At 66.3% G+C, this 23704-nt stretch carries 28 protein-coding genes; 15 read left to right on the top strand and 13 right to left on the bottom strand.

What is annotated here, in order from left to right; translation table 11 throughout:
* Positions 1-7 precede the first annotated feature (7 nt).
* Positions 8-535, bottom strand: coding sequence for a lipoprotein (locus tag HNQ05_RS11110; protein ID WP_147148457.1), 528 nt, complete (start codon positions 533-535; stop codon positions 8-10).
* A 68-nt stretch (positions 536-603) separates the two neighbouring features.
* Here HNQ05_RS11110 and HNQ05_RS11105 point away from each other — a divergent pair, with 68 nt between their 5' ends.
* The 4 genes from HNQ05_RS11105 to rlmN all read left to right on the top strand — a co-directional run bounded on the left by HNQ05_RS11105 (position 604) and on the right by rlmN (position 3090).
* A complete protein-coding gene (locus HNQ05_RS11105) occupies positions 604-1056 on the top strand; it encodes a TlpA family protein disulfide reductase (protein WP_147148458.1) in 453 nt (150 codons plus the stop codon).
* 105 nt (positions 1057-1161) lie between these two features.
* Positions 1162-1494, top strand: a complete 333-nt coding sequence (locus HNQ05_RS11100) for a DUF2853 family protein (RefSeq protein ID WP_221266985.1) — start codon at positions 1162-1164, stop codon at positions 1492-1494.
* Positions 1495-1550: 56 nt separating this feature from the next.
* On the top strand, positions 1551-1883 hold the full coding sequence (locus HNQ05_RS11095) for a DMT family transporter (protein WP_147148460.1): 333 nt from the start codon (positions 1551-1553) through the stop codon (positions 1881-1883).
* A gap of 88 nt (positions 1884-1971) precedes the next feature.
* Positions 1972-3090 carry a dual-specificity RNA methyltransferase RlmN gene (gene rlmN / locus HNQ05_RS11090; protein WP_147148462.1) on the top strand — a complete coding sequence of 373 codons (1119 nt, stop codon included), beginning with the start codon at positions 1972-1974 and terminating at the stop codon, positions 3088-3090.
* Here the strand turns inward: rlmN and HNQ05_RS11085 are convergent.
* A complete protein-coding gene (locus HNQ05_RS11085) occupies positions 3087-3512 on the bottom strand; it encodes a type II toxin-antitoxin system VapC family toxin (protein WP_147148464.1) in 426 nt (141 codons plus the stop codon). The genes rlmN and HNQ05_RS11085 overlap by 4 nt on opposite strands.
* Complete coding sequence (locus HNQ05_RS11080; protein ID WP_221266984.1) at positions 3512-3772, bottom strand: type II toxin-antitoxin system Phd/YefM family antitoxin; 261 nt, start codon at positions 3770-3772, stop codon at positions 3512-3514. The genes HNQ05_RS11085 and HNQ05_RS11080 overlap by 1 nt, the downstream gene beginning before the upstream one ends.
* 165 nt (positions 3773-3937) lie before the next feature.
* Between HNQ05_RS11080 and HNQ05_RS11075 the strand changes: the two genes are divergently transcribed.
* From HNQ05_RS11075 to HNQ05_RS11065, 3 genes are all read left to right on the top strand, one after another.
* A complete protein-coding gene (locus HNQ05_RS11075) occupies positions 3938-5323 on the top strand; it encodes a glutamine synthetase family protein (protein WP_147148466.1) in 1386 nt (461 codons plus the stop codon).
* A 139-nt stretch (positions 5324-5462) separates the two neighbouring features.
* A complete protein-coding gene (locus tag HNQ05_RS11070; protein WP_147148468.1) occupies positions 5463-6413 on the top strand; it encodes an IS481 family transposase in 951 nt (316 codons plus the stop codon).
* 242 nt (positions 6414-6655) lie between these two features.
* On the top strand, positions 6656-7795 hold the full coding sequence (locus tag HNQ05_RS11065; protein ID WP_147148470.1) for a hypothetical protein: 1140 nt from the start codon (positions 6656-6658) through the stop codon (positions 7793-7795).
* Positions 7796-7894: 99 nt separating this feature from the next.
* Here the strand turns inward: HNQ05_RS11065 and HNQ05_RS11060 are convergent, their stop codons facing one another.
* Both HNQ05_RS11060 and HNQ05_RS11055 read right to left on the bottom strand, forming a co-directional pair.
* Complete coding sequence (locus tag HNQ05_RS11060; RefSeq protein WP_147148472.1) at positions 7895-8284, bottom strand: type II toxin-antitoxin system VapC family toxin; 390 nt, start codon at positions 8282-8284, stop codon at positions 7895-7897.
* Positions 8281-8517, bottom strand: a complete 237-nt coding sequence (locus tag HNQ05_RS11055; protein ID WP_147148474.1) for a type II toxin-antitoxin system Phd/YefM family antitoxin — start codon at positions 8515-8517, stop codon at positions 8281-8283. The genes HNQ05_RS11060 and HNQ05_RS11055 overlap by 4 nt, the downstream gene beginning before the upstream one ends.
* Positions 8518-8873: 356 nt before the next feature.
* Here HNQ05_RS11055 and HNQ05_RS11050 point away from each other — a divergent pair, with 356 nt between their 5' ends.
* The 5 genes from HNQ05_RS11050 to HNQ05_RS11030 all read left to right on the top strand — a co-directional run bounded on the left by HNQ05_RS11050 (position 8874) and on the right by HNQ05_RS11030 (position 12736).
* Complete coding sequence (locus HNQ05_RS11050; protein ID WP_147148476.1) at positions 8874-9578, top strand: cellulase family glycosylhydrolase; 705 nt, start codon at positions 8874-8876, stop codon at positions 9576-9578.
* 230 nt (positions 9579-9808) lie between these two features.
* Positions 9809-10075, top strand: a complete 267-nt coding sequence (locus tag HNQ05_RS11045) for an AbrB/MazE/SpoVT family DNA-binding domain-containing protein (protein ID WP_147148478.1) — start codon at positions 9809-9811, stop codon at positions 10073-10075.
* Positions 10065-10511 (top strand): PIN domain-containing protein, encoded by a 447-nt coding sequence (locus tag HNQ05_RS11040; RefSeq protein WP_147148480.1) that lies wholly within the window; start codon positions 10065-10067, stop codon positions 10509-10511. The genes HNQ05_RS11045 and HNQ05_RS11040 overlap by 11 nt, the downstream gene beginning before the upstream one ends.
* A gap of 53 nt (positions 10512-10564) precedes the next feature.
* On the top strand, positions 10565-11338 hold the full coding sequence (locus HNQ05_RS11035; RefSeq protein WP_147148482.1) for a glucose 1-dehydrogenase: 774 nt from the start codon (positions 10565-10567) through the stop codon (positions 11336-11338).
* A gap of 9 nt (positions 11339-11347) precedes the next feature.
* Positions 11348-12736 (top strand): aldehyde dehydrogenase family protein, encoded by a 1389-nt coding sequence (locus HNQ05_RS11030; RefSeq protein ID WP_147148484.1) that lies wholly within the window; start codon positions 11348-11350, stop codon positions 12734-12736.
* Positions 12737-13116: 380 nt separating this feature from the next.
* On the opposite strand, the gene HNQ05_RS11025 is transcribed toward HNQ05_RS11030, so the two are convergent.
* The 3 genes from HNQ05_RS11025 to HNQ05_RS11015 form a co-directional block, all read right to left on the bottom strand.
* A complete protein-coding gene (locus tag HNQ05_RS11025; protein ID WP_147148486.1) occupies positions 13117-14586 on the bottom strand; it encodes a phenylacetate--CoA ligase family protein in 1470 nt (489 codons plus the stop codon).
* A gap of 256 nt (positions 14587-14842) precedes the next feature.
* Positions 14843-15367, bottom strand: a complete 525-nt coding sequence (gene msrA, locus HNQ05_RS11020; protein ID WP_147148488.1) for a peptide-methionine (S)-S-oxide reductase MsrA — start codon at positions 15365-15367, stop codon at positions 14843-14845.
* Complete coding sequence (locus HNQ05_RS11015; protein WP_147148490.1) at positions 15364-15870, bottom strand: ferritin; 507 nt, start codon at positions 15868-15870, stop codon at positions 15364-15366. Before HNQ05_RS11015 ends, msrA begins: the two co-directional genes overlap by 4 nt.
* An 89-nt stretch (positions 15871-15959) precedes the next feature.
* Here HNQ05_RS11015 and HNQ05_RS11010 point away from each other — a divergent pair, with 89 nt between their 5' ends.
* Positions 15960-17153, top strand: coding sequence for an MFS transporter (locus tag HNQ05_RS11010; RefSeq protein WP_147148492.1), 1194 nt, complete (start codon positions 15960-15962; stop codon positions 17151-17153).
* A gap of 42 nt (positions 17154-17195) precedes the next feature.
* Here HNQ05_RS11010 and HNQ05_RS11005 read toward each other — a convergent pair whose 3' ends face one another.
* Complete coding sequence (locus HNQ05_RS11005; protein WP_147148494.1) at positions 17196-18137, bottom strand: branched-chain amino acid transaminase; 942 nt, start codon at positions 18135-18137, stop codon at positions 17196-17198.
* Between the two features lie 52 nt (positions 18138-18189).
* On the bottom strand, positions 18190-18999 hold the full coding sequence (locus HNQ05_RS11000; RefSeq protein WP_147148496.1) for a DciA family protein: 810 nt from the start codon (positions 18997-18999) through the stop codon (positions 18190-18192).
* 35 nt (positions 19000-19034) lie between these two features.
* Here HNQ05_RS11000 and HNQ05_RS10995 point away from each other — a divergent pair, with 35 nt between their 5' ends.
* On the top strand, positions 19035-19514 hold the full coding sequence (locus HNQ05_RS10995) for a macro domain-containing protein (RefSeq protein ID WP_147148498.1): 480 nt from the start codon (positions 19035-19037) through the stop codon (positions 19512-19514).
* Positions 19511-20545 (top strand): DNA replication/repair protein RecF, encoded by a 1035-nt coding sequence (gene recF / locus HNQ05_RS10990; RefSeq protein ID WP_147148500.1) that lies wholly within the window; start codon positions 19511-19513, stop codon positions 20543-20545. Before HNQ05_RS10995 ends, recF begins: the two co-directional genes overlap by 4 nt.
* Here the strand turns inward: recF and dxs are convergent.
* Genes dxs through HNQ05_RS10975 form a run of 3 tightly spaced genes read right to left on the bottom strand, consistent with a single transcriptional unit; the run spans position 20542 to position 23548 of the window.
* Positions 20542-22401, bottom strand: coding sequence for a 1-deoxy-D-xylulose-5-phosphate synthase (gene dxs / locus HNQ05_RS10985; RefSeq protein ID WP_147148502.1), 1860 nt, complete (start codon positions 22399-22401; stop codon positions 20542-20544). The two genes, recF and dxs, sit on opposite strands and share 4 nt — an antisense overlap.
* Before the next feature lie 8 nt (positions 22402-22409).
* Positions 22410-23072, bottom strand: coding sequence for a hypothetical protein (locus tag HNQ05_RS10980; protein ID WP_246104132.1), 663 nt, complete (start codon positions 23070-23072; stop codon positions 22410-22412).
* Positions 23073-23077: 5 nt separating this feature from the next.
* On the bottom strand, positions 23078-23548 hold the full coding sequence (locus HNQ05_RS10975; RefSeq protein ID WP_147148506.1) for a hypothetical protein: 471 nt from the start codon (positions 23546-23548) through the stop codon (positions 23078-23080).
* Between the last annotated feature and the right edge of the window lie 156 nt (positions 23549-23704).

The following is a 23704-nucleotide window of genomic DNA, read 5'->3' as shown; positions in this document are numbered from 1 at the left end:
ACAAAGGTTAGAAGAAGGCGACCTTGAGGACCAGCCGTTCGAAACGGTAGCTCACCGTGGCCGTTCCGCTGGCCGTGCCGGCGATGCGGGCGCCCACCGTGAGCGTGCCCGACATCAGCGTGTCGATCTGCTCGGGGCTGAGCTCCAGGCTGCCCGAGAGGGTGGTGGAGGTCTGGCTGAGGTCCACCGCGATTGGGTCGCCGACCTGCTCCGCGGCGTTCCAGAGGTCGGCTCCTGTGGGGGCCAGGTAGAAGCGCAGTTCCGCGCTTCCGCTCAGTCCGCCGTCCTGTTCGAGCACCAGGGTGTACTCGAGCCTGACCTGGTTCGGGCGCAGCGAGGGCACCTCGTAACCGCTAACCCCGTAGCCGGAGCGGTCGGGGAGCCTCAGGTCGAGGGCGCCTGCGGCGGTGACCGTCTGGGTGCCGGCGTCGGCGCCGTTCTGCTGGAGGGTGGGCATTAGGTCGATCGTGATCGGCGCCAGGCTGCAGGCGGCGAGCGTCAGGCTGAGGCCCAGGAAGAGCAGGATCCGTTTCATGCCCTCAGGCTAGGCTGCCAGGCGCGCCTGCGGTACCCCAAACTGGGTGTGCTACACTGTCCGCCGGTATGGGAGACTGGCCGACCGACTTCGTCTGGATGGACCCGGTGCCGCCGCCCGAGCGCTGGGACAAGCCCGGCATCGTAATGTTCTTCAACCTCGAGTGCCCGGGCTGCATCGCCCGCGGCATCCCCTTCCTCAAGCAGCTCGTCCGCGAGTACGGCGACCGGCTGCAGGTCCTGACGGTGCACACCGCCTACGGGCACAAGCGCTTCGAGCGCGACGAGGTCGTGCCCCAGCTCGAGTACTTCGCGCGCGACTTCGCCAAGCTGCCCTTCCCGGTGGCGCTCGACCTCACGGGCGAGCTGGCCCGGGGCTGGGGAGTGGAAGGCACGCCCCACTGGCTCGTCTTCGCGCCGGGCGGCGAGTTGCTGCGCAGCATCTACGGCTCGCAGGACAACGCGCGGATGCGGCTCGAGTACCTGATGGAAGAGCTGGCGGGCGAACCGGCGGGCGAGTAACCGCGGCCGCTCCCTTTCTCTCGGCCGCCACGCGGCCGGGTTTTACCGCGGCTTTACACCTCTCGGGCCACCCGGGCGTAGCCTGGGCCTTGGGAGGTAGCAACCGTGACCAACGCAGAGCTGCTGTCCAAGACCCTGGAAGCCGTCAGGAAGTACGACCCCAAGCCCGACGAGGCCCTGCTCGCCGCCCTGGTCAAGAACTACGCCCTGGTGATGCGGAGGCCCGATACCGCGCTCGTTTCCTGCTCCGACCCCAAGGAGCTGGCGACGGTGAAGAAGAACTTCCTGATCAAGAAGCTGGGGCTGAAGGACGGCCCCGGGCTCGACGCCGCCGTCAAGAAGGTCTGCGAGCGGATGAAGGCCGAGCGCCGCAAGTCGCGCGCGGTCTTCTACTACCTGCTGGTCAAGGACCTGGGCAGGGAACGCGTTTTCGCCTAGCCTCGCGTCCAGAGCCGACCTGCACCGAACCGGCCCCCCTCCGGTAGATTGGGGCCATGGCCTACCTTTACCTGGCCCTGGCGATCCTGGCCGAGGTGGTCGGCACCAGCGCCCTCAAGGCCGCCGAGGGTTTCGCCCGTCCGCTGCCCACCCTGATCGTGGCCCTGGGCTACGGCGCCGCCTTCTACTTCATGAGCCTGACCCTCAAGACCATTCCCCTGGGCGTCACCTACGCGGTCTGGTCGGGCGTGGGCATCGTTCTCATCACCCTCGCCGGTTGGCGGCTCTACGGTCAGGCGCCCGACGCGGCGGCGGTGGCGGGGATGGCGCTGATCGTGCTGGGCGTGGTGGTCATCTTCGCCTTCTCCAGGACCGTGCCGCACGCCTGAGCCCGGGGCTCGCGCTTGCTGCGCCCACGCGGTAGACTGTTCCGATGGACGCCCGCGCCCCGGGCGCGGCGGCCGTCTACCGCCGACGATGAACGAACGCCCTACCTTCCGCACCGAACGAGACGAACCCCCGACCGACGGGGGGGCTTGCTACGTGCCCGCGCAGGCGCCCGAGGCGGCGGTGGTGCCCGACGAGCGCAGGCCTATTCTGCTGCCCGAGCCGCCGGACGAGCTGCCCGGCAAGGGCTACCGCAAGAACCAGATCGCCAGCTGGCTTTACAAGAAGGGGGCGCGCGAGTTCGACGAGATGACCGACCTGCCGCGCCGCCTGCGCGGGGCCCTGCCCGCCGAGTGGCGCATCAGCGAGTTCGCCCTGGTGCAGGCCTTTCCTTCGGCCGACGGCTCGGTAAAGTACCTGTTCACCCTGCACGACGGCCAGCGCACCGAGGCCGTTTTCCTGCCCTACGCCGACCGCAAGACCGTCTGCATCTCCAGTCAGGTGGGCTGCCCCGCCGGCTGCAGCTTCTGCGCCACCGGCAAGATGGGCTTTGGCCGCAACCTGACGGGCCCCGAGATCCTCGACCAGATCCTGGCCGTGGCCTACCACCAGGGCCTTTCTCCCCGTGAAATTCGCAACGTGGTGCTGATGGGCATGGGCGAGCCGCTGCTCAATTACGAGAACGTCGCCTGGGCGGTGCGGCGGATGCTGAACAAGCGCGCCCTGGCCATGAGCCCCCGCCGCGTCACCCTCTCGACCGTGGGTATTCCCCGCGGCATCCGGCGCCTGGCCGCGGACGACCTGGGGGTCAAGCTGGCGCTCAGCCTGCACGCCCCCGACGACGAGACACGGAAGAAGATCATCCCCACGGCTCACCGCTACACGATCGCCGAGATCATGGACGCCGTTCGGGCCTACTTCGACCGCACCAAGCGGCGGGTGACGATCGAGTACACCATGCTGCGGGGCGTCAACGACCGCGAGGAGCAGGCCCGCGAGCTGGCCCGGATTCTGAAGGGCCTGGTGGCCCACGTCAACCTGATTCCCTTCAACCCCTGGGAGGGCGCGCCGGTGGAAGGCAGCGGCCGGAAGCGGATCCAGCGCTTCGCCCACGCACTCGAAGAGGCGGGGGTTCCGGTTTCGGTCCGCTGGAGCCGCGGCGTGGACGTGGGCGCGGCCTGTGGGCAGCTGGCGCTGAAGGAAAGCTAGGCGTCAGTCCAGGGATCGAAGACTTCCAGGCCCGGCACCCGGAAGTGGCGGGTGTTCCGGGTGACCAAGACGAGGTTGTGCGTAAGCGCACTGGCCGCCAGAAGCGCGTCCACCGCCGGCAGTGGAGCCCCATCCAGTTCCGCACGAGCCAAGAGCAACCCCCAGCGCTCGGCGACCTCCAGGTCCACTGCCAGGACGCGACCCGCGAACCAACCCTTCAAGTCGTTCTCGACCCAGGCCAGCAGCCGACGGCGCTTGCCCCCAATGGCCAGCCTCTCGATGCCCTTGGCCAGCTCGCCAAAGGTAATGACCGACAAGTACAGCGAGGTGGGTTCAGCGCGACGAACCCACCCCGCCACCCGTGCCTCGGGCTGGGGTCGCACCAGCTCGGAAATGACCGGGGTGTCGAGTAGGTAGCGCACTAGAGTTCCAGTTCGCGTGCGGGCGAGGCGTCGCGCTCAATCTCCAACCCCTCACCGACCAGCGGCGAATGCGCTAAAAAGCTGACCAAGTCTTCCCGCGGAGCCGTCAGGCGCCGGAACTCGGCTGCGGAAACCACCACCACGGCTTCACGTCCGTGCCGGGTGACGAACTGGGGACCCTCGACCTCAGCGCGGCGGGCCAGCTCACTGAACTTGTTCTTGGCGTCCTGAAGCGACCAGCTTCTCATGATGTTCCTCACCTCTACACCCAGTCTAGCCAGGCTAGCGTGTTTTGGGATGAGAAGGGGAGATCTCCACGACCGTTCGCCGGGACCAAGGTATGGACGTGGGCGCGGCCTGCGGGCAGCTGACGCTGAAGGAAGGCTAAAACCCGCCGGGCGGTATACTGGTCCAAAGGAGCCAAGATGCCCCACCCCCGCGGCAAACTCACGCTCGATGCCCTGGCCGGCCTGGTGGCCGAGGGCGAGATCGACACCGTCATCGTCGCTTTCCCCGACCTCTATGGACGCCTGATGGGCAAACGCTTCGACGCCGAGTTCTTCCTCGAGGCCGCCGCCCGCGCCGGTACCCACGCCTGCGACTACCTGCTCACCGTGGACATGGAGATGAACCCGGTGCCCGGCTACGCCTTCGCCAACTGGGAGCGCGGCTACGGCGACGTCCACCTGGTGCCCGACCTCGACACCCTGCGCCCCGCCACCTGGCACCGGACCTCCAGCAGCGCAATCGTCCTCGCCGACGTGCTGAGCACCGCGAACCACGAGCCCGTGCCCGTGGCCCCGCGCAACCTGCTGAGGGCGCAGCTGGCGCGCACCGCCGAGGCGGGGTTCGCCGTCATGGCGGCCTCCGAGCTCGAGTACTACCTCTTCGAGACCCCTTACCGTGAGTTTGCCGATCGCGGCTTCGCCGCCCTTCGGCCCGCGGGCTGGTACCTGGAGGACTACCACGTCTTCCAGGGTTCGCGCACCGAGGCCTTCCACTCCGCCGCCCGGCGCGACCTGCGCGACGCCGGCATCCCCGTCGAGAGCACCAAGGGCGAGTGGGGCCGGGGCCAGCACGAGCTCAACCTGCGCTACACCGAAGCCCTGGAGATGGCCGACCGCCACGTGCTCATGAAGGAGGCGCTCAAGGAGATCGCCGACCAGCAGGAGATGAGCGTCACCTTCATGGCCAAGCCCGCCGGTGGCCAGGCGGGCTCGAGCAGCCACATCCACATGAGCCTCTGGGCCGAGGCGCAGAACGCCTTTGCCGGCGAGCGGTCCATCGGCCGCGTCCAGGCCTCCGAGATCTTCCTGCACTTCCTCGGCGGGCTGATCCGTTTCGCCCCCGACTGGATGGTCTTCTACGCCCCCACCGTGAACAGCTACAAGCGCTACGAGGACGCCTCCTGGGCCCCCACGCGGCTGGCCTGGAGCTACGACAACCGCACTGCGGGCTTCCGGGTCGTCGGCGCGGGCGCTTCGTTGCGTGTGGAAAACCGCATCCCCGGAGCCGACACGAACCCCTACCTGGCCTACACCGCCATGCTGGCCAGCGGCCTCGCGGGCATCGAGCAGCGGATCGAGCCGCCGCCGATCTTCGAGGGCGACGTCTACGCTGCGGCCGAGCTGCCGCGGGTGCCCTACAGCCTGCGCGAGGCCGCCGACCTCTTCGAAGCCAGCGAGCTCGCCCGCCGGGTGCTGGGCGAGGAGGTGCACGCCCACTACCTGCACTTCTTCCGCACCGAGTGGAAGGCCTACGAGCAGGCGGTGACCGACTGGGACCGCAAGCGTTACTTCGAGCGGATTTAGTTATCACTGGACCCCAAAGGGGCTTTGCTGATGTAACCTCCCAACACGTTGTTCACTGGAACCCCGTACCCTGGTGCCTGTGAAGGAATGGCTTTTGGCACGAGAGGAGGGGCCCCCGCCTTCGCGGGGACAAGCCCCAGTGAACAGCCACAAGAACGCGCGACTAACGTTCGAGGGAAGACGCATCCTTGTGTCTCGTATTATCCACGAGGGCCTGCCGGTAAGGGAAGTTGCCAAGGCCCAGGGGGTGAGCCCGAGGACGGCCTACAAGTGGCTCAGGCGTTTTCGTGAAGAAGGCGAAGCAGGTCTCTACGACCGCAGTTCACGTCCCTGCCGCAGTCCAAGAAGAACCCATGAGGGTCTACGCCGCCGGGTCGTCGAGCTCCGCAGGCGCCGCTGGACCTACCACGCCATCGCTTTCAAGCTGAACCTTTCCAAGAGTACGGTGGCTCGTGTCCTCAAGGCCCGGGGGCTGAACCGCCTTTCTGTTTTGGAACCCAAGCCCCTGCCCAAGCGCTTCGAGGTAAAGGCTCCCGGCGTGCTCCTGCACCTGGACACCAAGAAGCTGGCCCGCTTCCGTAGCCCCGGGCACCGGGTGACGGGGGACAGGAGGCAGGCTTCACCAAAGGCCGGCTACGCCTTCGTCTTCGCCGCGGTGGACGCCCACAGCCGGCTGGCCTACGTGGAGACGAAGGAGAACGAGCGAAAAGAGAGCGCCGTCGCCTTTCTGCTTTCTGCCCTCCGCCACTACCGGAGGTTGGGCATCCGGGTGCAGGCGGTGATGACCGACAACGCCCGGATCTTCCAATCCAAGCGTTTCCAAAGGGTGCTCCGGTGGCTGGGCATCCGGCACAGGACCACGCCGCCCTATACGCCGAGGGTGAACGGGAAGGTGGAACGCTTCATCCGCACCCTGCTGAGTGAGTGGGCTTATGCTCACGTCTACCAGAGCTCGGAGGAGCGGGCAGCCCGCCTTCCCCGGTGGCTTCACTACTACAACTGGCACCGCCCCCACAGCAGCCTGGGCTACCAGGCGCCGATCTCACGCTTGGGGGTTAGTGTGAACAACGTGGTCGGACTACACAGCTAGAGGAGTGATATGCATCAAGGTTGAGTGTATTCAACCTTGGTATCGCAGTCGCCGTCCTACTCATAGAACCCACGAGCCAACAAGAATGCACCGTGTCGTATTTGTGATACATCAAAGTTTGGTTTTGATATGCTGTCAAAATATGTTGTGATAACCAAAATTATACGTGCCTTGAATACTTCTACCGCTATCATCCGGGGATTGTCCATCCGTAATAAGTTCCGCATTGTAATTGCGCCGGTATGGTTCAAATTTCGCGACTTGCCTCGCTGTTTTTGAGCAATACTGAAGTGATGGCAAATATAAAACCCAATGCCATTCTCAGGGTATGGCTCTATCATGATGAGACTAAGAAAGCCGAGTTGCCTGAGGGCAAGCGACATGCCCACGGCATCCTGGTTGTGCCTGAGACCTTGACTCTTGAGTGGCCGCCTGAAGATTCACCTTTGTTCGGAGAAGTTATTACACCCGCTCAACAGCTTTTACCCAGAGAGGGGTTCCTATCTCAGGTTCAGGCGATACGCACAGAGATCAAGTACGATGGCGAGCTCCACACCTCGGAGATGACGGGCAAGGAGTGGAGCAAGCGAGAAGCATACGGAAGACGGGTTCTTGACCTTTCCTGCGATTCTCTCCGGCAAAAGGGACCAAGAGGTGAGCTCCCCTACCCATTCTTTCGCTTTGGAGCACTCTTTTTTCCGCCTAACACACCGTATTTGAGGGAGTTTTATTCAGGGGACGATCCTGAGAGGAAGCTCAAATACTTCGAGACTCTCATGCGGATGGCCATCAAAGGTGTGTTGCACTACGGATACACAGGACTTGACCATGTTTTTGCCAGCGTTGAGGTGGAAGTACTTGGGTTGGTTCTGGACGGGGACGAGCACCTTCGTAGGCCCATTGACGAGATGCGCGTGATAGAGCGCCTCAAGCCAGAGCTTCGTCCCGGGTTCTCCATCGCCCCGGGGTTTGAGATCCGTGCGGTAGACTCCAATCCGAGCAGATGTGAGGCAGACATACGCGAGCGCGGGGACAGCGAGCTTCTGCAGGCGACAGACCTCCTACTCGGTGCGACCCGATTCGTTGCGGACGGAACCTACAGGGGCCTGTGCTCCCCCGTCGGTGTGGCCCCGGTGCTGCGCACGAAATTTGGCTCTCGCAATGAAAAGATGGCTCATGTATACCAGCCTTTCTGTAGCGTGTTGAGAAAGAGTGCGGAGCGACGTCAACAAAGCTTCGCATCCTGGAAGAACAGCGGCCACTACCGGAGCTTCTCAGCGAGCCAGGCTGAGCCACTGGGAGAAGGGTGGAAGTTTCCGAACATCGAGTGGGAGATCGATGAGGAAGGGCAATTGCTGATCCCGCTTTTCCCGGGATCATGAGTCGTGAATGTATCCCTGCGCCGTTCGAGTTTGTAATGAAGGTTTGCGAGGAAGCGATCGCCAATTAGGGCCACAAGCGTTACTTCGAGCGGATCTAGCTCACCAGATCACGGAAACAGGGTAGCGTTGCACGGCTTCGTCGCCGCTTATGAGCACCAGCTCCTCATGCCGTGCTTGGGCTACGAGGAGGCGGTCGAAGGGGTCTTTGTGCACGTCGGGAAGGTGGCGCACCGCCAGCGCGTGGGGCAGGGTCATGGCCAGGGGGCGAAAACCGTTGGCTTGCAGCTGGCGGGCCAGGAAGGACTCGAGGTCTTCCGGAAGCTCCAGCCGGCCGAGGCCCATCTTGATCACCATCTCCCAGACGCTGACGGCGCTCAGGTAGACCTCGCTGGCCCCGTCGGCGATGGCCTCGCGCGCGGCGGGGGAAAGGCGCGGGTCGTCGGAAATCCACCAGAGAAAGGCGTGGGTGTCGAGAAGGAGGCGACTCACGGCCCAAAGGCCTCCGCGAGGTCTGCAGGGAGCGGCGCGTCGAAGTCGTCCGCCATGCGCACGAGGCCACGGGCCGTGCCCGGGGTACGCCGGGAAGGAGTTTCCTGTACAGGCACCAGACGGGCTACGGGCTTGCCGCTGCGGGCGATTACGACCTCTTCCCCAAGGAGCACCACTTCGAGGAGCCGGGACAGATGGGTCTTGGCCATGTGCACGTTGACCTGTTTGTCCATAAAGTCAATGTAAACTAAGTTCTTAGCTAAGTCAAGTTAGTTCACGCCGTATCCGCGTGGGAGCGGGCCCGTTGCGGGTGTGGCCTGAAGGGCATGCGGCGGATCGTTCTTTGGCTTGGGCTGCTGCTGCTTGCCGCACCCCACGCGCACGCCGGGGCACCCGTGAGCCCCCGCAGCTACCAGCGCCTCCTGGGGGTCGGCGTCGACGTGGACTGGGCCAAGACGCCCCGGGGCATGCGCCTCTACCGGCGGGACGAGGCTCGGGCCTTCAAGCGGATGGGTTTCGACCACGTGCGCATCCGCGTGCGCGAGGACGCCACCCGAGCTGCTGGATCATCTGGAGCGGGTGGTGAGCGATGCCCTCGAGCTGGGCTTGCCGCCGATCGTCGCCTACCAGGCGGCCTGCTTCAAGGAAGACCCCAGCCCGCAAAACCACGACCGGGTCGTCCTGGTGGCGTGCCGTCGCCGGACGCTTCCGGGGCTATCCGCCCGAGCTTTCCTTCGACCCGATCATCGAGGTCACCGACCGGTTGAACCGCGAGCCTGGGAAGCTGCTCGACCTCTACCGCCGCACCCTGGCCGCCGTGCGCGCCAGCAACCCCACCCGCATCGTCTTCGTCTCGCCGCGGCTGCGCTCGGCGCCCGAGTACCTGCACGAGCTCGACCCCCTGTTCGAGCGTGACCCCTACCTGATGGTCGAGTGGCACTTCTACGCCGCCGGGACTTCCAAAGACAACCCCAAGAAGAAGTGGACCGGTGGCACGCCTGAGGATGAACAGCTAGTTTTCGACAAGATAGCCCTCGCCCTGGCGTGGCAGCGCGCCACCGGCCACTACATCTGGGTGGGCGCCTGGATGCCCGGCAACTACAACAAGGGCGACGACTACACCGTTCCCGAACAGGTCGCCTTCGCCACATTCGTGAGCTGCGCGCTGAGGGAGGCCGGCATCCCCTTTGCCGTCAACCAGGCCAACAAGTTTTACGACGAGGCGGCGGGGCGCTGGCGGGAGGCGATGCTGCCCATGGTCCGGGCCATCTTGCAGCCGGATTGCCATCCCTGAGCTGGACAGGTCTCCGACGCAGGGACCTCGTGCATAAGTAGGAAAACGCGCCAAACCCCCCGCTACACGATCCGACGTGGGAGCGGATTATCTGCAACGAGAAGCGGGCCCAGGAAAGAACGTCCTATTCCGCGGCGCTTCCGGCGGTTTCGAACACGCGGAGACTTCGGCACCACATGCGCAAATACAAGGCATAGAATGCAAGGCAACATATGCCTTACAATAAGAGCATGCCTACGACTACCGTAACCAGCCGCTACCAGATCACCCTCCCCGCCGAGGTGCGCAGGGCGCTGGGCATCAAACCAGGGGACGTGCTGGAGGTTGGGGTCGAGGAAGGGCGGATCGTCCTCAAGATCACCCGTCCGCCGGTGCGGGAGGTGCTCGCGCGGTTGGCCAGGGAAACTCGCGGGGAGCTCGAGACCCTTGGCGAAGCCGCAGGGACCGACGCCGCTGCCTACGTGCGCGAGCTTCGGGGGAACGACGATGACCTATGAAGTCATCAGCCTCGACACCAACGTGGTGATCGCTGCCCTGAACCGTAACGACGTCCACCACGAGGCGGCGTTGGATTTTCTCGAGGCGCGCGGCTCCGACCCCCTGGTCCTTCCGGCGGCCGTGTACGCCGAGCTCCTCGCCCTGCCCGGGGCCGGGGCGGTAAAGCAATTCATAGAACAGTACCGGCTCCGGCCGGTCTTTTCCTCGCTGGACACCCCCAGGGTCTGGGAGCTGGCCGCCGAACGCTTCGCGCGGTACGTGGAGCGCCGGAGGAGGTCGGGCGGGGGAAGACCCAGGCGGATCCTCGCGGACTTCCTGATCGGGGCACAGGCACTTGCACAAGTGGGGCAGGGGTACACTCCGGTCTTTACAACCCTGGACGCGCGGTTTTTTAGGCGGTACTTCCCCGAGCTCAATGTCCTGGACCTGGCGTAGCCTAGGGCGAAACACCCCGATTCGTCGGTGTAGCCTGAGGCGTGGAGGTGCGTATGCGACTCAAGGACAAGGTAGCCCTCATTACCGGCGCGGGCAGCGGTATCGGCAAGGAGTCGGCGTTGCTGTTTGCCCGCGAAGGCGCGGCCGTGGCCGTGGTGGATATCGACGAAACGTCGGGCGAGGCGGTGGCCGAGCAGATACGCCAGCAAGGCGGGCAGGCCATCTTCGTCAAGGCCGACGTCTCCAAGGCCGCCGACGCCGAGCGGATGGTGGCCGAGACGGAAAAGGCCTTCGGCCGGCTGAACGTGCTCTTTAACAACGCCGGGGTGATGATCTCCTCCGATGGCGACGCCATCAGCACCCCCGAGGACGTCTGGGACCTGACGCTGGCCATCAACGCCAAGGGCGTCTTCCTGGGCTGCAAGTACGGCATCCCGGCGCTCAGGCGCGCGGGCGGCGGCTCGGTGATCAACACCGCCTCCTTCGTGGCCACCCTGGGTGCGGCGACCCCTCAGGTCGCCTACACCGCCAGCAAGGGCGCGGTGCTCTCGATGACCCGCGAGCTGGCGGTCGTCCACGCGCGCGAGAACATCCGCGTCAACGCCCTTAGCCCCGGCCCCCTGCGCACCGAGCTCTTGATGAAGTTCCTCGACACCGAGGAGAAGAAGCAGCGGCGGCTGGTGCACATTCCCATGGGCCGTTTCGGCGAAGCCAGCGAGATGGCGGGGGCCGCGCTCTTTCTGGCCTCCGACGAGTCGAGCTACATGACCGGAGCCGACCTGCGCGTGGACGGCGGCATCACCGCCGCCTACGTCACGCCGGAGTAGGAGCGAGCCATGCCCAAGTTCAAGACGATCAGCCCGGTGGACGGTTCGGTCTACGTCGAGCGCGAGGTTGCGAGCGAGGCGCAGATCGAAGCCGCGCTCGAGCGGGCGGCGCGGGCCCGCGCAGGCTGGCGCGCCCTGCCGCTGGAGGAGCGCCAGGCGCTGGTGCAGCGGGCCGTGGACTACCTGGTCCAGCGCGCGGACCTGCTCGCCGAGGAGCTCACCTGGCAGATGGGCCGCCCCATCGCCCACACCCCCTTCGAGATCACCCGCGGCTTCAAGGAGCGCGCCGAATACATGATCCGCATCGCCCCCAAGGCTCTGGCCGACCTGGTACCGGAACCGCTGGAGGGGTTCACCCGCTTCATCCGGCGCGAGCCGCTGGGCACGGTGCTGGTGCTGGCGCCCTGGAACAACCCCTGGCTTACCTCGGTCAACAGCGTGGTGCCGGCGCTGGTGGCGGGGAACACGGTCATCCTCAAGATGTCCACCCAGACGCCGCTGGTGGCCGAGCGCTACCAGGAGGCCTTCGACGCCGCGGGGCTGCCGGAGGGGGTTTTCCAGTACCTGCACACCGGGCACAAAGCGGTGGCGCGGATGATCGCCGACGAACGCATCGACTTCGTGGCCTTCACCGGTTCCGTGCCGGGGGGGCACGCGGTCGTGAAGGAGGCCTCGGACCGCTTTATCGGTACGGGGCTCGAGCTCGGCGGCAAGGACCCGGCCTACGTCATGGAGGACGCCGACCTCGACTTCACGGTGGAGAACACCGTGGACGGCGCCTTCTTCAACGCCGGCCAGTCGTGCTGCGCCATCGAGCGCATCTACGTCCACGAGAAGGTCTACGACGCCTTCGTCGAGCGCTACGTCGAGCTGGTCAAGCAGTACAAGCTGGGCGACCCCACCGACCCCGAGACCACCCTGGGCCCGCTGGTGCGCACCTCGGCGGCCGACTGGGTGCGCGAGCAGATTGCGGAGGCTGTCAGCAAGGGGGCGAAGGCGCTCATCGACCCCGGCCTCTTCCCGGCGGCCAAAGCGGGCACGCCTTACCTGGCTCCGCAGGTGCTGGTGGGCGTCAACCATCAGATGAGCGTGATGACCGAAGAAACCTTCGGCCCGGTGGTGGGCATCATGAAGGTCGGCGGCGACGAGGAAGCGCTCGAGCTGATGAACGACAGCAAGTACGGCCTCACCGCCTCGCTGTGGACGCGTGACCTGGAGCGGGCCGAGCGGCTGGGGGCAAGGATCGAGACCGGAACGGTCTTCATGAACCGGGCCGACTACCTCGACCCCGCCCTGGCCTGGACCGGCGTCAAGGACACCGGCCGCGGCATCACCCTCTCGGAGCTCGGCTACCACCAGCTGACCCGGGTGAAGTCGTATCACCTGCGGCACCGTTAGCTGCGTAGGGCCACCGCCCCCGGGAGGATGCTCCCGGGGGCTGTTTACTTTGGGCATACATGGCGGCCGCATGGTGCGATTTCCTACCGGCACACTGCCCGTTCAAGAATCGCGCGTAGCGCGTATGGGCGTCGTCACTGCAGGCGATTTACAGAAACGCATATTCAATACAACAATGCCTAAAGGGGCGTTGTTGGTCCGGATCGGGAGCAAAACGCCAAGATAATCTATTAGGAACTTCTAGAGCTCGTTCTCACGGTTACTTAATTGGCTACCCTTTGCAGAAGCTTTGATTGTTACTTCTCTAAGTGAATTCGAATAAGTTTGGTATAGGTTGCCATACCACTTCTCTTGCGGAGTAGGCTACCAACGGCTGGGGGTTAGGGAGAAGGGAGGGGAATCGAGTATTGGGCCAGTACTTCTTCTTTTACCACCCAACGGTATTTTCGGTCGTCCATTCCGAAGATGGGGTGTTGGGAGCGGAGCAATATTACGTGCGGCACAAGCGCGGGATTTACCTCAAGGCTTTCCGCGAAGTCTCGATTCCGTCTCGCCAGTTCCTTTGTTAGGGTTTGCGAAAGGTGCTCACGCAAGGATTCGTCAACGGATGAGGCTCCTTCAACTTCAATAAGAATAACGAAATGAGGAGGGATTTCTCGGCGCAGCATTTTGAAGCGGTTAACCTCGGGCACCCCGGACAGAATGTCCTCAATCTGGTTGGGTTGGACGTTTGCGCCGTCGAAGCTGAGCGCGCCGTCGCTTCTACCTTCAACGATAAGGAACGGTAATCTCAGGTGGCTCTCTTCAAACAGCACCTTGAGTGCGGGCGCTTGTGAAACAACGAGCGCACGCAGTTCTTGGTAGGTAAAGACTTTACCCTCATCGTGGATGTTATACCTTACGATTGGGTGAGCTTTAAGGGGGGTCAAGTAAGTCATTACGAGTTCTCGTTCGTTTTGTTCTACTAGAATATTTAAGGGATTATATTGAAAGATCATTGGAGCTTCCCCGTACCAGCTGAGCCGGTGACGCAGCTTTTCTTCATGAAGAAGGGCTGAACGAATGGCATGGGTCAAGGGCGTTTGAACACCTAGGCCAACATTAATGTCGCTTGCGCCATATGCTGAGACCACCCGTCCGTTAATTTGCCTTTCTACTTGTTGTTGCCACCCTATACTATGAGCATCCCCGCCGGTAATCAGATCAATCCGGTAATTGTTCCAAGGAAAGTCTCTTTTGAGGATTTCAGATAGGAAAAGCGGATAGCCGGAGATAATGTACTGATATTTCGTCCCGAACGACCGTAAGGTTTGAAGAACTCCTTCAATATCGGTGCCGACGGTTTTGACCAGCATGTCGTTGCGAAGGAGCAGGGTTAGCGTGACACCGCCGCTCCAGGGCCCGCAGCTAAAGGCATTGACCAGGATGATTTCCCTCGCATCTGGCCACCAGATTTTTCGGTAAAGCCCGATGGTTTCCAATAGCGGGCCTTCTTCTTCCAGGGAGTGGACCCATTCGGTAGGTTGCCCAGAGGCCCCGCCACTCTCGTCTATCTTTCCGCGCATTGGTAGGTTGCCGTTTAGGCAGCGGTGCTCTAGTGGGTACTTGCGAATATAAGTGTCTTTATCCGTGATGGGGAGTTGGTCCCATTGCGACCATGAGATCTCCTCAACATCTTTGGGCTCCAAGCCCTGAGTTTTCAAGAACTCCCGATAGGCTGGCACTTCACGTGTCGCTTTCCGCGCAACCACCAGAGCCTTTTTTCGCTGTAAACTTGTCAAAACGGGTGCTGGGTCGAACCTTCTGAGGACTTGTAGAGCAAGATCGAGCTTCGTACTGGATTTTGCCATAGGTAGGTTCATTATATGTGGATGCACGTAATAAGGGTAGCCAATAGTCCGTTGCCAGACGAGGCAACGAGGAGTACAGCCATGTTTGACCCCGGGAGTCGCCGTCCCCGTCACCGCGAACTGTACATCCAACCATCGCCCCACCGCTACGATCCGCAAGGCCGTTCCCGGCTTCGACGCCGACCGGGTGATCCGGGTCGCGTACGGGGATCCGGGTCGCGTCACCGGCGAGGCTGACGACCCCGGCGGCTCCGCGTCATTTCAGCAAAGGCCGGAAGGTCTGCACCACCCTGCTCACCTTGGGGGCGATCACCGCCTGGCAGTAGGGGTCCTGCGGGTACTTGTCGTAGTAGCGGTGGTGCTCCGGCTCGGCGGGCCAGAAGCGCTCGAGCAGCACCACCTCGGTGACGACGCGCGGCTTGAAGAGACCCGAGAGCGCCTTGATCTTGCGCCGGGCCGCTTCTTTCTGCGCCTCGTTCTCGTACAGGATGATCGAGCGGTACTGGGGTCCCACGTCGTAGCCCTGGCGGTCCTTGGTCGTGGGGTCGTGCACCGCGAAGAAGACGTCGAGCAGTTGTTCGTAGCCGATCACTTCCGGGTCGAAGGCGACCCGCACCACCTCGGCGTGGCCGGTGGCGCCGCCGGACACCTCTTCGTAGGTCGGGTGCGGGGTGCGGCCGCCGGCGTAGCCGGGGGTGACCTCGAGCACGCCCCTCAAGGGGCGGAAGGCCGCTTCCAGACACCAGAAGCAGCCTCCGCCCAGCGTCGCAGAGGCGCTCACGCCCCCGCTTCGGCCCCGCCCTCGCCGGCGTGCGGCGTGGGCAGGTAGTCCTGCGCCTGGAAGAGGTTGATGCCGCTCTGCACCAGGTCGAGCAGCTTGCCCATTGTGGCCTCCTCCTCGATCTGCTCGTTCAGGAACCACTGCAGAAGCGGCACCGCGCGGTAGTCGTTCTCCTGGTGGGCGATGGCCATCATGGCCTCGAACTGGGTCGTGACCGTACGCTCGGCCTTGACCGCGCTGGCCACGGCTTCCACCGCGTCGGCGAAGGCCGGCTTTGCCTCCGCCGCCTGGGGGATGCGCGGGGCCACGTCGTTGTCGAGCAGGAAGTGCAGGATCTTCATCGCGTGGCCGCGTTCCTCCTCGGCCTGGCGGAAGAAGAAGTCCGCCCAGCCGTCGAGCGAGCGGTGCGCGAAGTAGACCGCGATGGCCAGGTAGTGGTTGTGGGCGCTGAGTTCGTGCCCGATCTGTTCGTTGAGGGCGTTCGAAAGGGTGCTGCTGATCATAAGGGCCTCCTCGTACGCCCGCAGTATCCGCGAATTCCAGGTGAGGATCGTTATTGAAACAGGTTATCAGCAAGCGTAGAATGCCGTCTATGAGCCCGATGGCGCTCCTCTTCCTCACCCTCTTCAACAGCATGCTCGGCCTCTCGGTGCTGTTTCCCATCGTGGCGCCGCTGGCGCGCGAGCTGGGGCTCAGCGAGTTCCAGGTCGGCACCTTCTCCACCGCCTACGCGCTGATGCAGTTTCTGCTGGCGCCCTACTGGGGGCGGCTCAGCGAGGTGAAGGGGCGCAAGCCCATCCTGCTCATGGGCATCCTCGGGTTTTCGATCTCGTTCTTCGCCTTCGCCTTCGTGGCCCAGCTGGGGCTCGCGGGCGCGCTCGGCACCGGCCTGATCTACGGCCTGATGCTCGCGGCGCGCTTGTTCGGCGGCACCTTCTCCTCGGCCACGCTGCCCACCGCCCAGGCCTACGTGGCCGACGTGACCGGCAAGGCCGACCGCACCGCGGGGATGGCCGTGATCGGCGCGGCCTTCGGGCTGGGGGTGATCTTCGGACCGGCCATCGGCGCCGCCCTCGCGGGGATCAGCCTGCTGGTGCCCGTCTACTTCTCGGCCACGCTGGCCCTCTTCAACGCGATCTTCGTCTGGTTCATGCTGCCCGAGCCCGCGCGCCACGTGCACCTGCACAAGCCGCCCTCGCTCAGCTTTCTCGACCCGCGGGTGCTGCCGCTCCTGGTCGTGGGCCTCGCCGTGAGCCTGAGCTCGGTGGCCATGGAGACCACGGTGGCCTTTTACTTCCAGGACCGCCTGGGGCTGACCCCCGAGGGCACGGCGCGGGCCGTGGGCATCGCGCTGGTGATCTACGGGCTGGTGGCCGTCTTCGTGCAGGGCTTCTTGATCCGCAAGTTCAAGTGGCCGGCGATGGGGATGCTGAAAAGCGGCATCCCCATCGCGGCCGTGGGCTTCTTGATCTTCGTCTTCGCCTCGGGCTTTTCCTGGCTCACGCTGGCGCTGGTGCTGCAGGGACTGGGCCAGGGGCTGGCGGCCCCGGCGGTGACCGCGGCCCTCAGCCTCTCGGTGGGCGAGGGGCTGCAGGGGGCGGTGGCGGGGCTCAACTCGAGCGCCCAGGCGTTGGGGCGGATGCTGGGGCCGCTGGCGGGCACCTGGCTTTACCAGAACGTCGCCCACACCGCCCCCTACGTCTTCAGCGCGGGGCTGCTGGTCGTGGCCTGGATCTTCGTGATGTGGGGGCGGGCCTCGCGGCTGCAGGTGGACGCCGGCGAATGAAGCGCCCCCGGCCGGGGGCCGGGGGCCGGAAGGTCGCGGCCGCTACTTCACGAAGGTCAGCCACTTGCGGTACTCGGGCCGCTTCCCGGTGACCGCTTCGAGGTAGACCTTGCGCAGCTGCATCGTCAGCTCGCCGGCGCTGCCGGTGCCGATGGGGCGGTGGTCGATCATCGAGACCGGGGTCACCTCGGCGGCGGTGCCGGTCATGAAGACCTCGTCGGCGGTGAAGAGGATCTCGCGGGTCACGCGGTAGGCCTCCTTGACCGCGTAGCCCAGGTCCTCGGCGATCTCGATGACCGAGTCGCGGGTGATGCCGGGCAGGTTGACCGAGTGTTCGATCGCGTGGATCACGCCGTTCTTGACGAAGAAGAGGTTCTCGCCCGAACCCTCGGCGACGTAGCCCTCCTTGTCGAGCAGAAGCGCCTCGTCGGCTCCGGCGGCCAGCGCGTCCATCTTGGCCAGGGCGCTGTTGACGTAGTTGCCACCGGCCTTGGCCTTGCCGGGCATCACGTCGCCGGGGAAGCGCCGCCAGGAGCTGGCGACCAGCTTCGCGCCCTTGCGGACGGCCTCCTCGCCCAAGTAGGCGCCCCACTCCCAGGTGGCGATCATCACGTCGGCGGGGTTGTTGGGCAGCGGGTTGACCCCCAGCGAGGTGGCTCCGAACCAGGCGAGCGGGCGGATGTAGCACGACTTCCAGCCGTTGGTGCGCACCGTCTCGACGATCGCGTTCGCAATCTGCTCCGGGGTGTAGGGGATCTCGAGGCGCAGGATCTTCGCGGAGTGGAAGAGGCGTTCGACGTGCTCCTCTAGTCGGAAGATGGCCGGACCCTCGTCGGTTTCGTAGGCGCGGATGCCCTCGAAGACGCTGGTGCCGTAGTGCAGGGCGTGGGCCAGCACGCTCACCCTGGCCTCTTCCTGCGGCACCAGCTCGCCGTTGAGCCAGATCTTGCCAGCGTGGATGCGGGTGTCACCGCCTTTTCCCATGGTGTCCTCCCCTGGCCGCGCGCGGCGGCCCTTGGTTTCAGGATACTCGGGACTAGCGCGGCTTTGCCAGGGAACGGGCGGCGGGGGAGAGGCGCGACAGCCGCTCGGCGGGGGTCGCGCCCGCGACCGGGACCCGCGCGAAGCGCTCGACGCGGTCTTGGAAGAGCGGCCCCAGCCGCGGCTCCCGGGTCACCTGGGGGGCGAGCTCCTCGATCTGCCCGCGCAGGCGCTCGGCGGCCAGCCAGCGGGCGGCGGCGAGCAGATCGCCGGCGAGCGGCTCGGCCTCGGGCTCGCGTTCGATCCGGCGGGCCGCCCGCCGCACCAGCGGGTCTTCCAAGAGCGCCGCGCAGAAGCGGCAGGGGGTCGCCTCGCCGCTGCGGCCGCAGACGGCGCAGGCGTCGCCCTCCCGCTGCAGCTGCGCCGCCAGCACCGCCCGTCCGGCGCGCTCGACCGCCTGCTGCAGCTCTTCGGGGACGGAGCGCGTCCAGCGCTCCAGCTTACGGGCCAGCTCGAGCGGCAGCGCCACAGGCTCCGGCGCGGGCGGCGGCTCGGCGACGGCCGCGGGCACCTGGGGCCGTCCGGTCACGAAGCGCACGTTCGTCACCGTGCCCTCGCCCAGCCGGGCGGCGTAGCGGCGCACGAACTCCTCGCGCTGGTAGGTGAGCTGGTGCGCCAGCGCCGCACTCTCGGCGCGCACCAGCAGCTCGCCGCGCTCGAGCCGGATCGGCTCGGTCAGCCGCGCCAGCATCTCGCCGGCGATCTCGGGCCACAGCGCCAGCACCCGCCCGCGGCGCAGCCCGGCCTCGAGCTTGTAGCGCTTCAGCAGCTGGCCCAGCAGTTCTCCGGCGCGGTTTTCGCCCACGCCCCCATGCTAGCAGGCGAGGCTAGAATGAAGGCGTGGCGCTGATTCGCATAGCCAAGGGGGACATCACCACGTTCGATGGCGACGCCATCGTCAACGCCGCCAACGACCGGCTGATCCTCGGCTCCGGCGTGGCCGGGGCGATCCGCAGCAAGGGCGGACCCGCGATCCAGGAGGAGTGCGACCGCCACGGCCCCATCCGCGTGGGCGAGGCGGCGGTCACGGGCGCGGGGCGGCTGCCGGTGAAGTACGTCATCCACGCCGCGGTGCTGGGTTCCGAGCCCGCCAGCTACGACAGCGTGCGGCGGGCCACCCGCGCCGCTTTGGAGAAGGCCCGCGAGCTGGGTCTGGCCACCGTCGCCTTTCCGCTCCTCGGCACCGGGGTGGGCGGCCTCGACGCTGGTGAGGTGGCCCGCATCATGATCGAGGAGTTCAAGCGCGCCCCCGACGACCTCGAGGTCACCCTCTACGGCTACACCGACGTGGACGTGGAGGCCATCCGCCGCGCCCTATGATCCTCACCCGGCTGCGCCAGCAGAACTTCCGCAACCTCGCGAGCCTGGAGCTGGTGCTGCCGCCGGGCCCGCTGGCGCTGGTGGGCCCCAACGCCAGCGGCAAGACCAACCTGCTCGAGGCCATCTTCCTGGCCCTCGGCGGCGAGGTGCGGGGGGCGCTGGCCGACCGGGTGCGCTTCGGCGCGCCCGAGGCGCGGCTCTTCGCCGAGGTGGAGACCCAGCTGGGGGTGGTGCGCTTCGAGCAGCGCTTCGGCCGCGGCGGCCGCGAGATCCGCCTCAACGAGGCCCCCGCGAGTCTGCGCGAACTCTCCGAGTACGCCGGGGCGGTCTGGATCCGCCCCGAGGACATCGCCCTGGTGCGCGGCGGTCCCGAAGAACGCCGCCGCTGGCTGGATCTGGCGCTGATGCGCTTCTCGCCCCGCTACCGGGCGCTGCTCTCGGCCTACGAGAAGACGCTGCGCCAGCGCAACGCCGCCCTGCGGACGAGCCCCCGCGGCCTGGGGGTCTGGAACGAGCGGCTGGCCGGCTACGGCGAGCAGGTGCTCCACTGGCGCCGGCGCATCCTCGAGCGCCTGGCCCCGCTGGCGGCCGCGGCCTACCGCGAGCTCGACGCCGCGCCGCTGGAGCTTGAGCTGCGTGAGACCGCCCCACCCGAACGGCTCGCCGAGGTGCTGGAGGCCAACCTGCAGGAAGAGCTGGAACGCGGCGTCACCCTGGCGGGGCCCCACCGCGACGACGTGCGGCTGCTGCTGGGCAGCCTCGACGCGGTCAAGTTCGCGAGCCGCGGCGAGGCGCGCAGCGTGGCCCTGGCGCTGCGCCTGGCCGAGCACCGGCTGCTGGCCGAGCACCACGGCGAGCCGCCGCTGCTTTTGGTCGACGACTTCGCGGCCGAGCTCGATGCCCGCCGCCAGGCGGCGCTGCTGGCCTACGCCGCCCAGCTGCCGCAGGCGGTGCTCAGCGGCACCCACGCCCCGGAGGGCTGGACCCGGACGCTGCGCATCGAGGCCGGGGTCTGGAACCTGGAAGCCTAGCCCGCGCGCGGCGCGGAGACGTTCACGTTCACGCCCAGCTCCGCCAGCGCTCGCCGAATCCCGGCGGCGTCGATGCCGGCTCGGGCGTGCAGGCTTTCGACCTTGCCCTGATCGGTGAAGCGGTCGGGCAGGCCGAGGCGGCGCACCTCGGGGCGGAGGCCCAGCTCCTCCAGGGCCTCGAGCACCGCGGCGCCGAAGCCGCCGGCGAGCTGGTGGTCCTCGACGGTCACGAGCGCGCGACCGGCCGCCAGCTCGGCCAGGGTTTCGCGGTCGAGCGGCTTGAGGAAGCGGGCGTTCACCACCCCCACGCGGGGGTCGGCGGCGGCCGCCTCCAGGGCGTAGCCGAGCGTCTTGCCGAAGGCGAGCAGGTAGACCTCGCTACCGGGCTTGAGCACCTCCCAGCGGCCCCAGGCGCACTCGGGCCAGGCCCCCTCGGGGGCGGGCTCCACCGCCCCGCGCGGCCAGCGCAGCGCCACCGGCCCGTTTTGCTCGAGCGCGGCCGCGAGCATGGCCCGCAGCTCGAGGGCGTCCTTGGGGGCGGCGATCTGCATTCCCGGCACCGTGCGTAAAAAGGCGAGGTCGAAGACGCCGTGGTGGGTGGGGCCGTCGGCGCCCACCAGCCCGGCGCGGTCGATGGCGAAGACGACGTTCAGCTTCTCGATGGCCACGTCGTGGATCACTTGGTCCACGGCCCGCTGCAGGAAGGTCGAGTAGATGGCCACCACCGGCTTCATCCCCGCCAGCGCCAGGCCGGCGGCGGTGGTCACGGCCACGTCCTCGGCGATGCCCACGTCGAGGTAGCGGTCGGGCCAGGTCTGGGCGTAGCGCACCAGCCCCGAACCCTCGCGCATCGCCGGCGTGAGCACGACCAGCTTCTCCTCGCGCTCGGCCAGTTCGGTGACCGCGTCGCCGAAGGCGAGCGACCAGGTGTGGCTGCCCTTCTTTTTCTGCGGTGCGTCAGGATTGAAGGGGCTGGCCCCGTGCCAGTGGGTGGGGTCCTCCTCGGCCACCTTGTACCCCTTGCCCTTCTTGGTGACGATGTGCAGCAGGGTGGGGCCGGAAAGGTCCTTCAGCTTTTCCAGCAGGTAGACGAGCCCCTTCAGGTCGTGCCCGTCCACCGGGCCGACGTAGCGGAGGTTCCAGGCGTAGAAGGGGTTTTCCTGGTGGAGGATCATCTTGGTGGCTTCCTTGGCGCGGTCGGCCAGCTCGAAGAGCCGCGGCGAGATGCGCTCGAGGAAGCCCTTGCCCAGCTTCTCGGCGTCCTGCACCCACTTCTGCACCTGCAGCGTCTTGAAGTAGCCCGCGAGCGCGCCCACGTTGGGGCTGATCGACATCTCGTTGTCGTTGAGTACGATGAGCATGTCTTTGCCCATCTCGCCGATCTTGTTGAGCGCGGCCAGGGCCATGCCCCCGGTGAGGGCGCCGTCGCCGATGACGGCCACGATCTTGTGATCCTGCCCCTGGAGGTCGCGCGCCACCGCCATGCCCAGGGCGTTGGCCAGGCTGGTGGAGGCGTGACCTACGGTGATGGCGTCGTGTTCCGACTCGCTCACCTTGGTGAAGCCCGAGAGCCCGCCTTCCTGACGCAGGGTGTGAAAGCGGTCCTGGCGGCCGGTGAGCAGCTTGTGGGCGTAGGCCTGGTGGCCCACGTCGAAGAGGATGCGGTCGCGTGGCGAGTCGAAGACGCGGTGCAGCGCCACGATCAGCTCCACCGCCCCCAGGCTGCTGGCCAGGTGGCCGCCGGTCTCGGCGGTGACGCGGATGATCTCGCTGCGCAGCTCCTCGACGAGCTCGTGGAGTTCTTCCTCGGACAGCGTCTTCAGGTCCTCGGGACCGCGGATACGGCTAAGCAGCATCGCCCCTCCTAGAAGTTCTTCTCGATGAGGACCAGGCCCTCGCGGGTGCGCACCTCGCCCACGTGGGGCACGAACCAGATCTCCTGCACGGTCTGGTTGCCCTTCTCGTCGGTCACGGTCAGTTCGATCACGAAGGCCTCGAACAACCCCGCGGGCACCTCGACCCGGCTCTTGCCCTTGACCTCGTAGCTGTACTCGAGTTGCAGAGTGGCCTGCTCCTGTGCGCCGGTCGGCAGCAGGAAGACGCTTTGGGTCACGGTGCGCCCGCCCCAGCGGTACCCCGGACGCAGCAGCTCTTCGGGCGGGTACTCAAGCATCGGGGGGTCGAAGGAGACCCGCGTCAGGGTGATCTGCTCCTTGAAGCCCAGCAGCTCCACCCCCGCCTCGCTAAAGCGGCGGAAGTAGACGCGCTCCTGGCCGCGCCCCACGAACCGCATCTGGGTGGCGGGCTCCTGGTCCCACTGTCCCGGGCCCAGCACGCTCAGCTTGAAGCTGGGGTAGTCGGGAGGGTCGGTCTGGGGTAGGTAGACCCAGTAGAGCCCGATGTTGTGGGGGTAGAACTCCACGGGTCCCTGCTCCCGGGCGAAGGGTTCCGGGGCGGGGGTCTGGGTTTGCGGCGTGCAGGCGGCCACCAGCACGAGCAGGGCCAGCACGAAGGTAAGGCGCTTCATCGGCATCAGTTTACCCCTTCTTTTTCTTTGGGCGATTCGAGGGCCTTCTGCAGGCCCAGCCGGGTTTGGCTCAGCCGGGCCGCGGTCGCGGGGAGGTCCAGGGGTTCGCGCGCCCAAAGCTCGGCGGCCAGGCGCTCAAGCAGGGCCGCTCCGGACTCGAGCTGCGCCTCCATCTCCGCGAGGCGCCCCTCCATCCGCCTGCGCGCAAGCGCGTCCAGGTCGCGCGCCGCGAGAAAGCGGCGCAGCTCGCGGGCCTTGGCGTCGAGGCGCTCCAGGGCCGCGGTCAGCCTCCGGGCCTCGTCGAGCAGCGCCTTCTCTTCCGGCCGCAGCCGCCGGCCGCGGCGCAGCACCTCGCCGAGGGCGCGCCGCACCCGCCGCACGAAGCGGGCGTCGGGGTTCGGGGCCGTCGCCTGCAGCAAGAGCAGGACGAGCGCCGCGAGGAGCGCCAGGAGGAAGAGCCAGCGGAGCAGGACCACCCTCCTATTCTGCCACCTTTCCAGGCGCGCGTGGGCGCCCCGCCCCCCTTGACTCCCCCTCCCCCCTTTGATATCTTGAGTCTTGCGCCCAGTAAGGACCACGGTCCTCTACCCGGCGCACGGATCTTGAAAGGTGGCGTGACGTAAGTACCGTCC

Origin of the sequence: Oceanithermus desulfurans (assembly GCF_014201675.1) — a bacterium.
GTDB classification, from domain to species: domain Bacteria; phylum Deinococcota; class Deinococci; order Deinococcales; family Marinithermaceae; genus Oceanithermus; species Oceanithermus desulfurans.
Note: the sequence above shows the minus strand (reverse complement) of the source record. Positions and strands in the feature narration are given on the sequence as shown.

Bases quoted from the DNA above. Each gene is read 5' to 3' on its own strand.
- HNQ05_RS11110 (WP_147148457.1), bottom strand. From the start codon at position 535: ATGAAACGGATCCTGCTCTTCCTGGGCCTCAGCCTGACGCTCGCCGCC.
- HNQ05_RS11105 (WP_147148458.1), top strand. From the start codon at position 604: ATGGGAGACTGGCCGACCGACTTCGTCTGGATGGACCCGGTGCCGCCG.
- HNQ05_RS11095 (WP_147148460.1), top strand. From the start codon at position 1,551: ATGGCCTACCTTTACCTGGCCCTGGCGATCCTGGCCGAGGTGGTCGGC.
- rlmN (WP_147148462.1), top strand. From the start codon at position 1,972: ATGAACGAACGCCCTACCTTCCGCACCGAACGAGACGAACCCCCGACC.
- HNQ05_RS11075 (WP_147148466.1), top strand. From the start codon at position 3,938: ATGCCCCACCCCCGCGGCAAACTCACGCTCGATGCCCTGGCCGGCCTG.
- HNQ05_RS11065 (WP_147148470.1), top strand. From the start codon at position 6,656: ATGGTTCAAATTTCGCGACTTGCCTCGCTGTTTTTGAGCAATACTGAA.
- HNQ05_RS11055 (WP_147148474.1), bottom strand. From the start codon at position 8,517: ATGGACAAACAGGTCAACGTGCACATGGCCAAGACCCATCTGTCCCGG.
- HNQ05_RS11050 (WP_147148476.1), top strand. From the start codon at position 8,874: ATGCCCTCGAGCTGGGCTTGCCGCCGATCGTCGCCTACCAGGCGGCCT.
- HNQ05_RS11045 (WP_147148478.1), top strand. From the start codon at position 9,809: ATGCCTACGACTACCGTAACCAGCCGCTACCAGATCACCCTCCCCGCC.
- HNQ05_RS11040 (WP_147148480.1), top strand. From the start codon at position 10,065: ATGACCTATGAAGTCATCAGCCTCGACACCAACGTGGTGATCGCTGCC.
- HNQ05_RS11035 (WP_147148482.1), top strand. From the start codon at position 10,565: ATGCGACTCAAGGACAAGGTAGCCCTCATTACCGGCGCGGGCAGCGGT.
- HNQ05_RS11030 (WP_147148484.1), top strand. From the start codon at position 11,348: ATGCCCAAGTTCAAGACGATCAGCCCGGTGGACGGTTCGGTCTACGTC.
- HNQ05_RS11025 (WP_147148486.1), bottom strand. From the start codon at position 14,586: ATGGCAAAATCCAGTACGAAGCTCGATCTTGCTCTACAAGTCCTCAGA.
- HNQ05_RS11015 (WP_147148490.1), bottom strand. From the start codon at position 15,870: ATGATCAGCAGCACCCTTTCGAACGCCCTCAACGAACAGATCGGGCAC.
- HNQ05_RS11010 (WP_147148492.1), top strand. From the start codon at position 15,960: ATGAGCCCGATGGCGCTCCTCTTCCTCACCCTCTTCAACAGCATGCTC.
- HNQ05_RS11005 (WP_147148494.1), bottom strand. From the start codon at position 18,137: ATGGGAAAAGGCGGTGACACCCGCATCCACGCTGGCAAGATCTGGCTC.
- recF (WP_147148500.1), top strand. From the start codon at position 19,511: ATGATCCTCACCCGGCTGCGCCAGCAGAACTTCCGCAACCTCGCGAGC.
- dxs (WP_147148502.1), bottom strand. From the start codon at position 22,401: ATGCTGCTTAGCCGTATCCGCGGTCCCGAGGACCTGAAGACGCTGTCC.
- HNQ05_RS10980 (WP_246104132.1), bottom strand. From the start codon at position 23,072: ATGAAGCGCCTTACCTTCGTGCTGGCCCTGCTCGTGCTGGTGGCCGCC.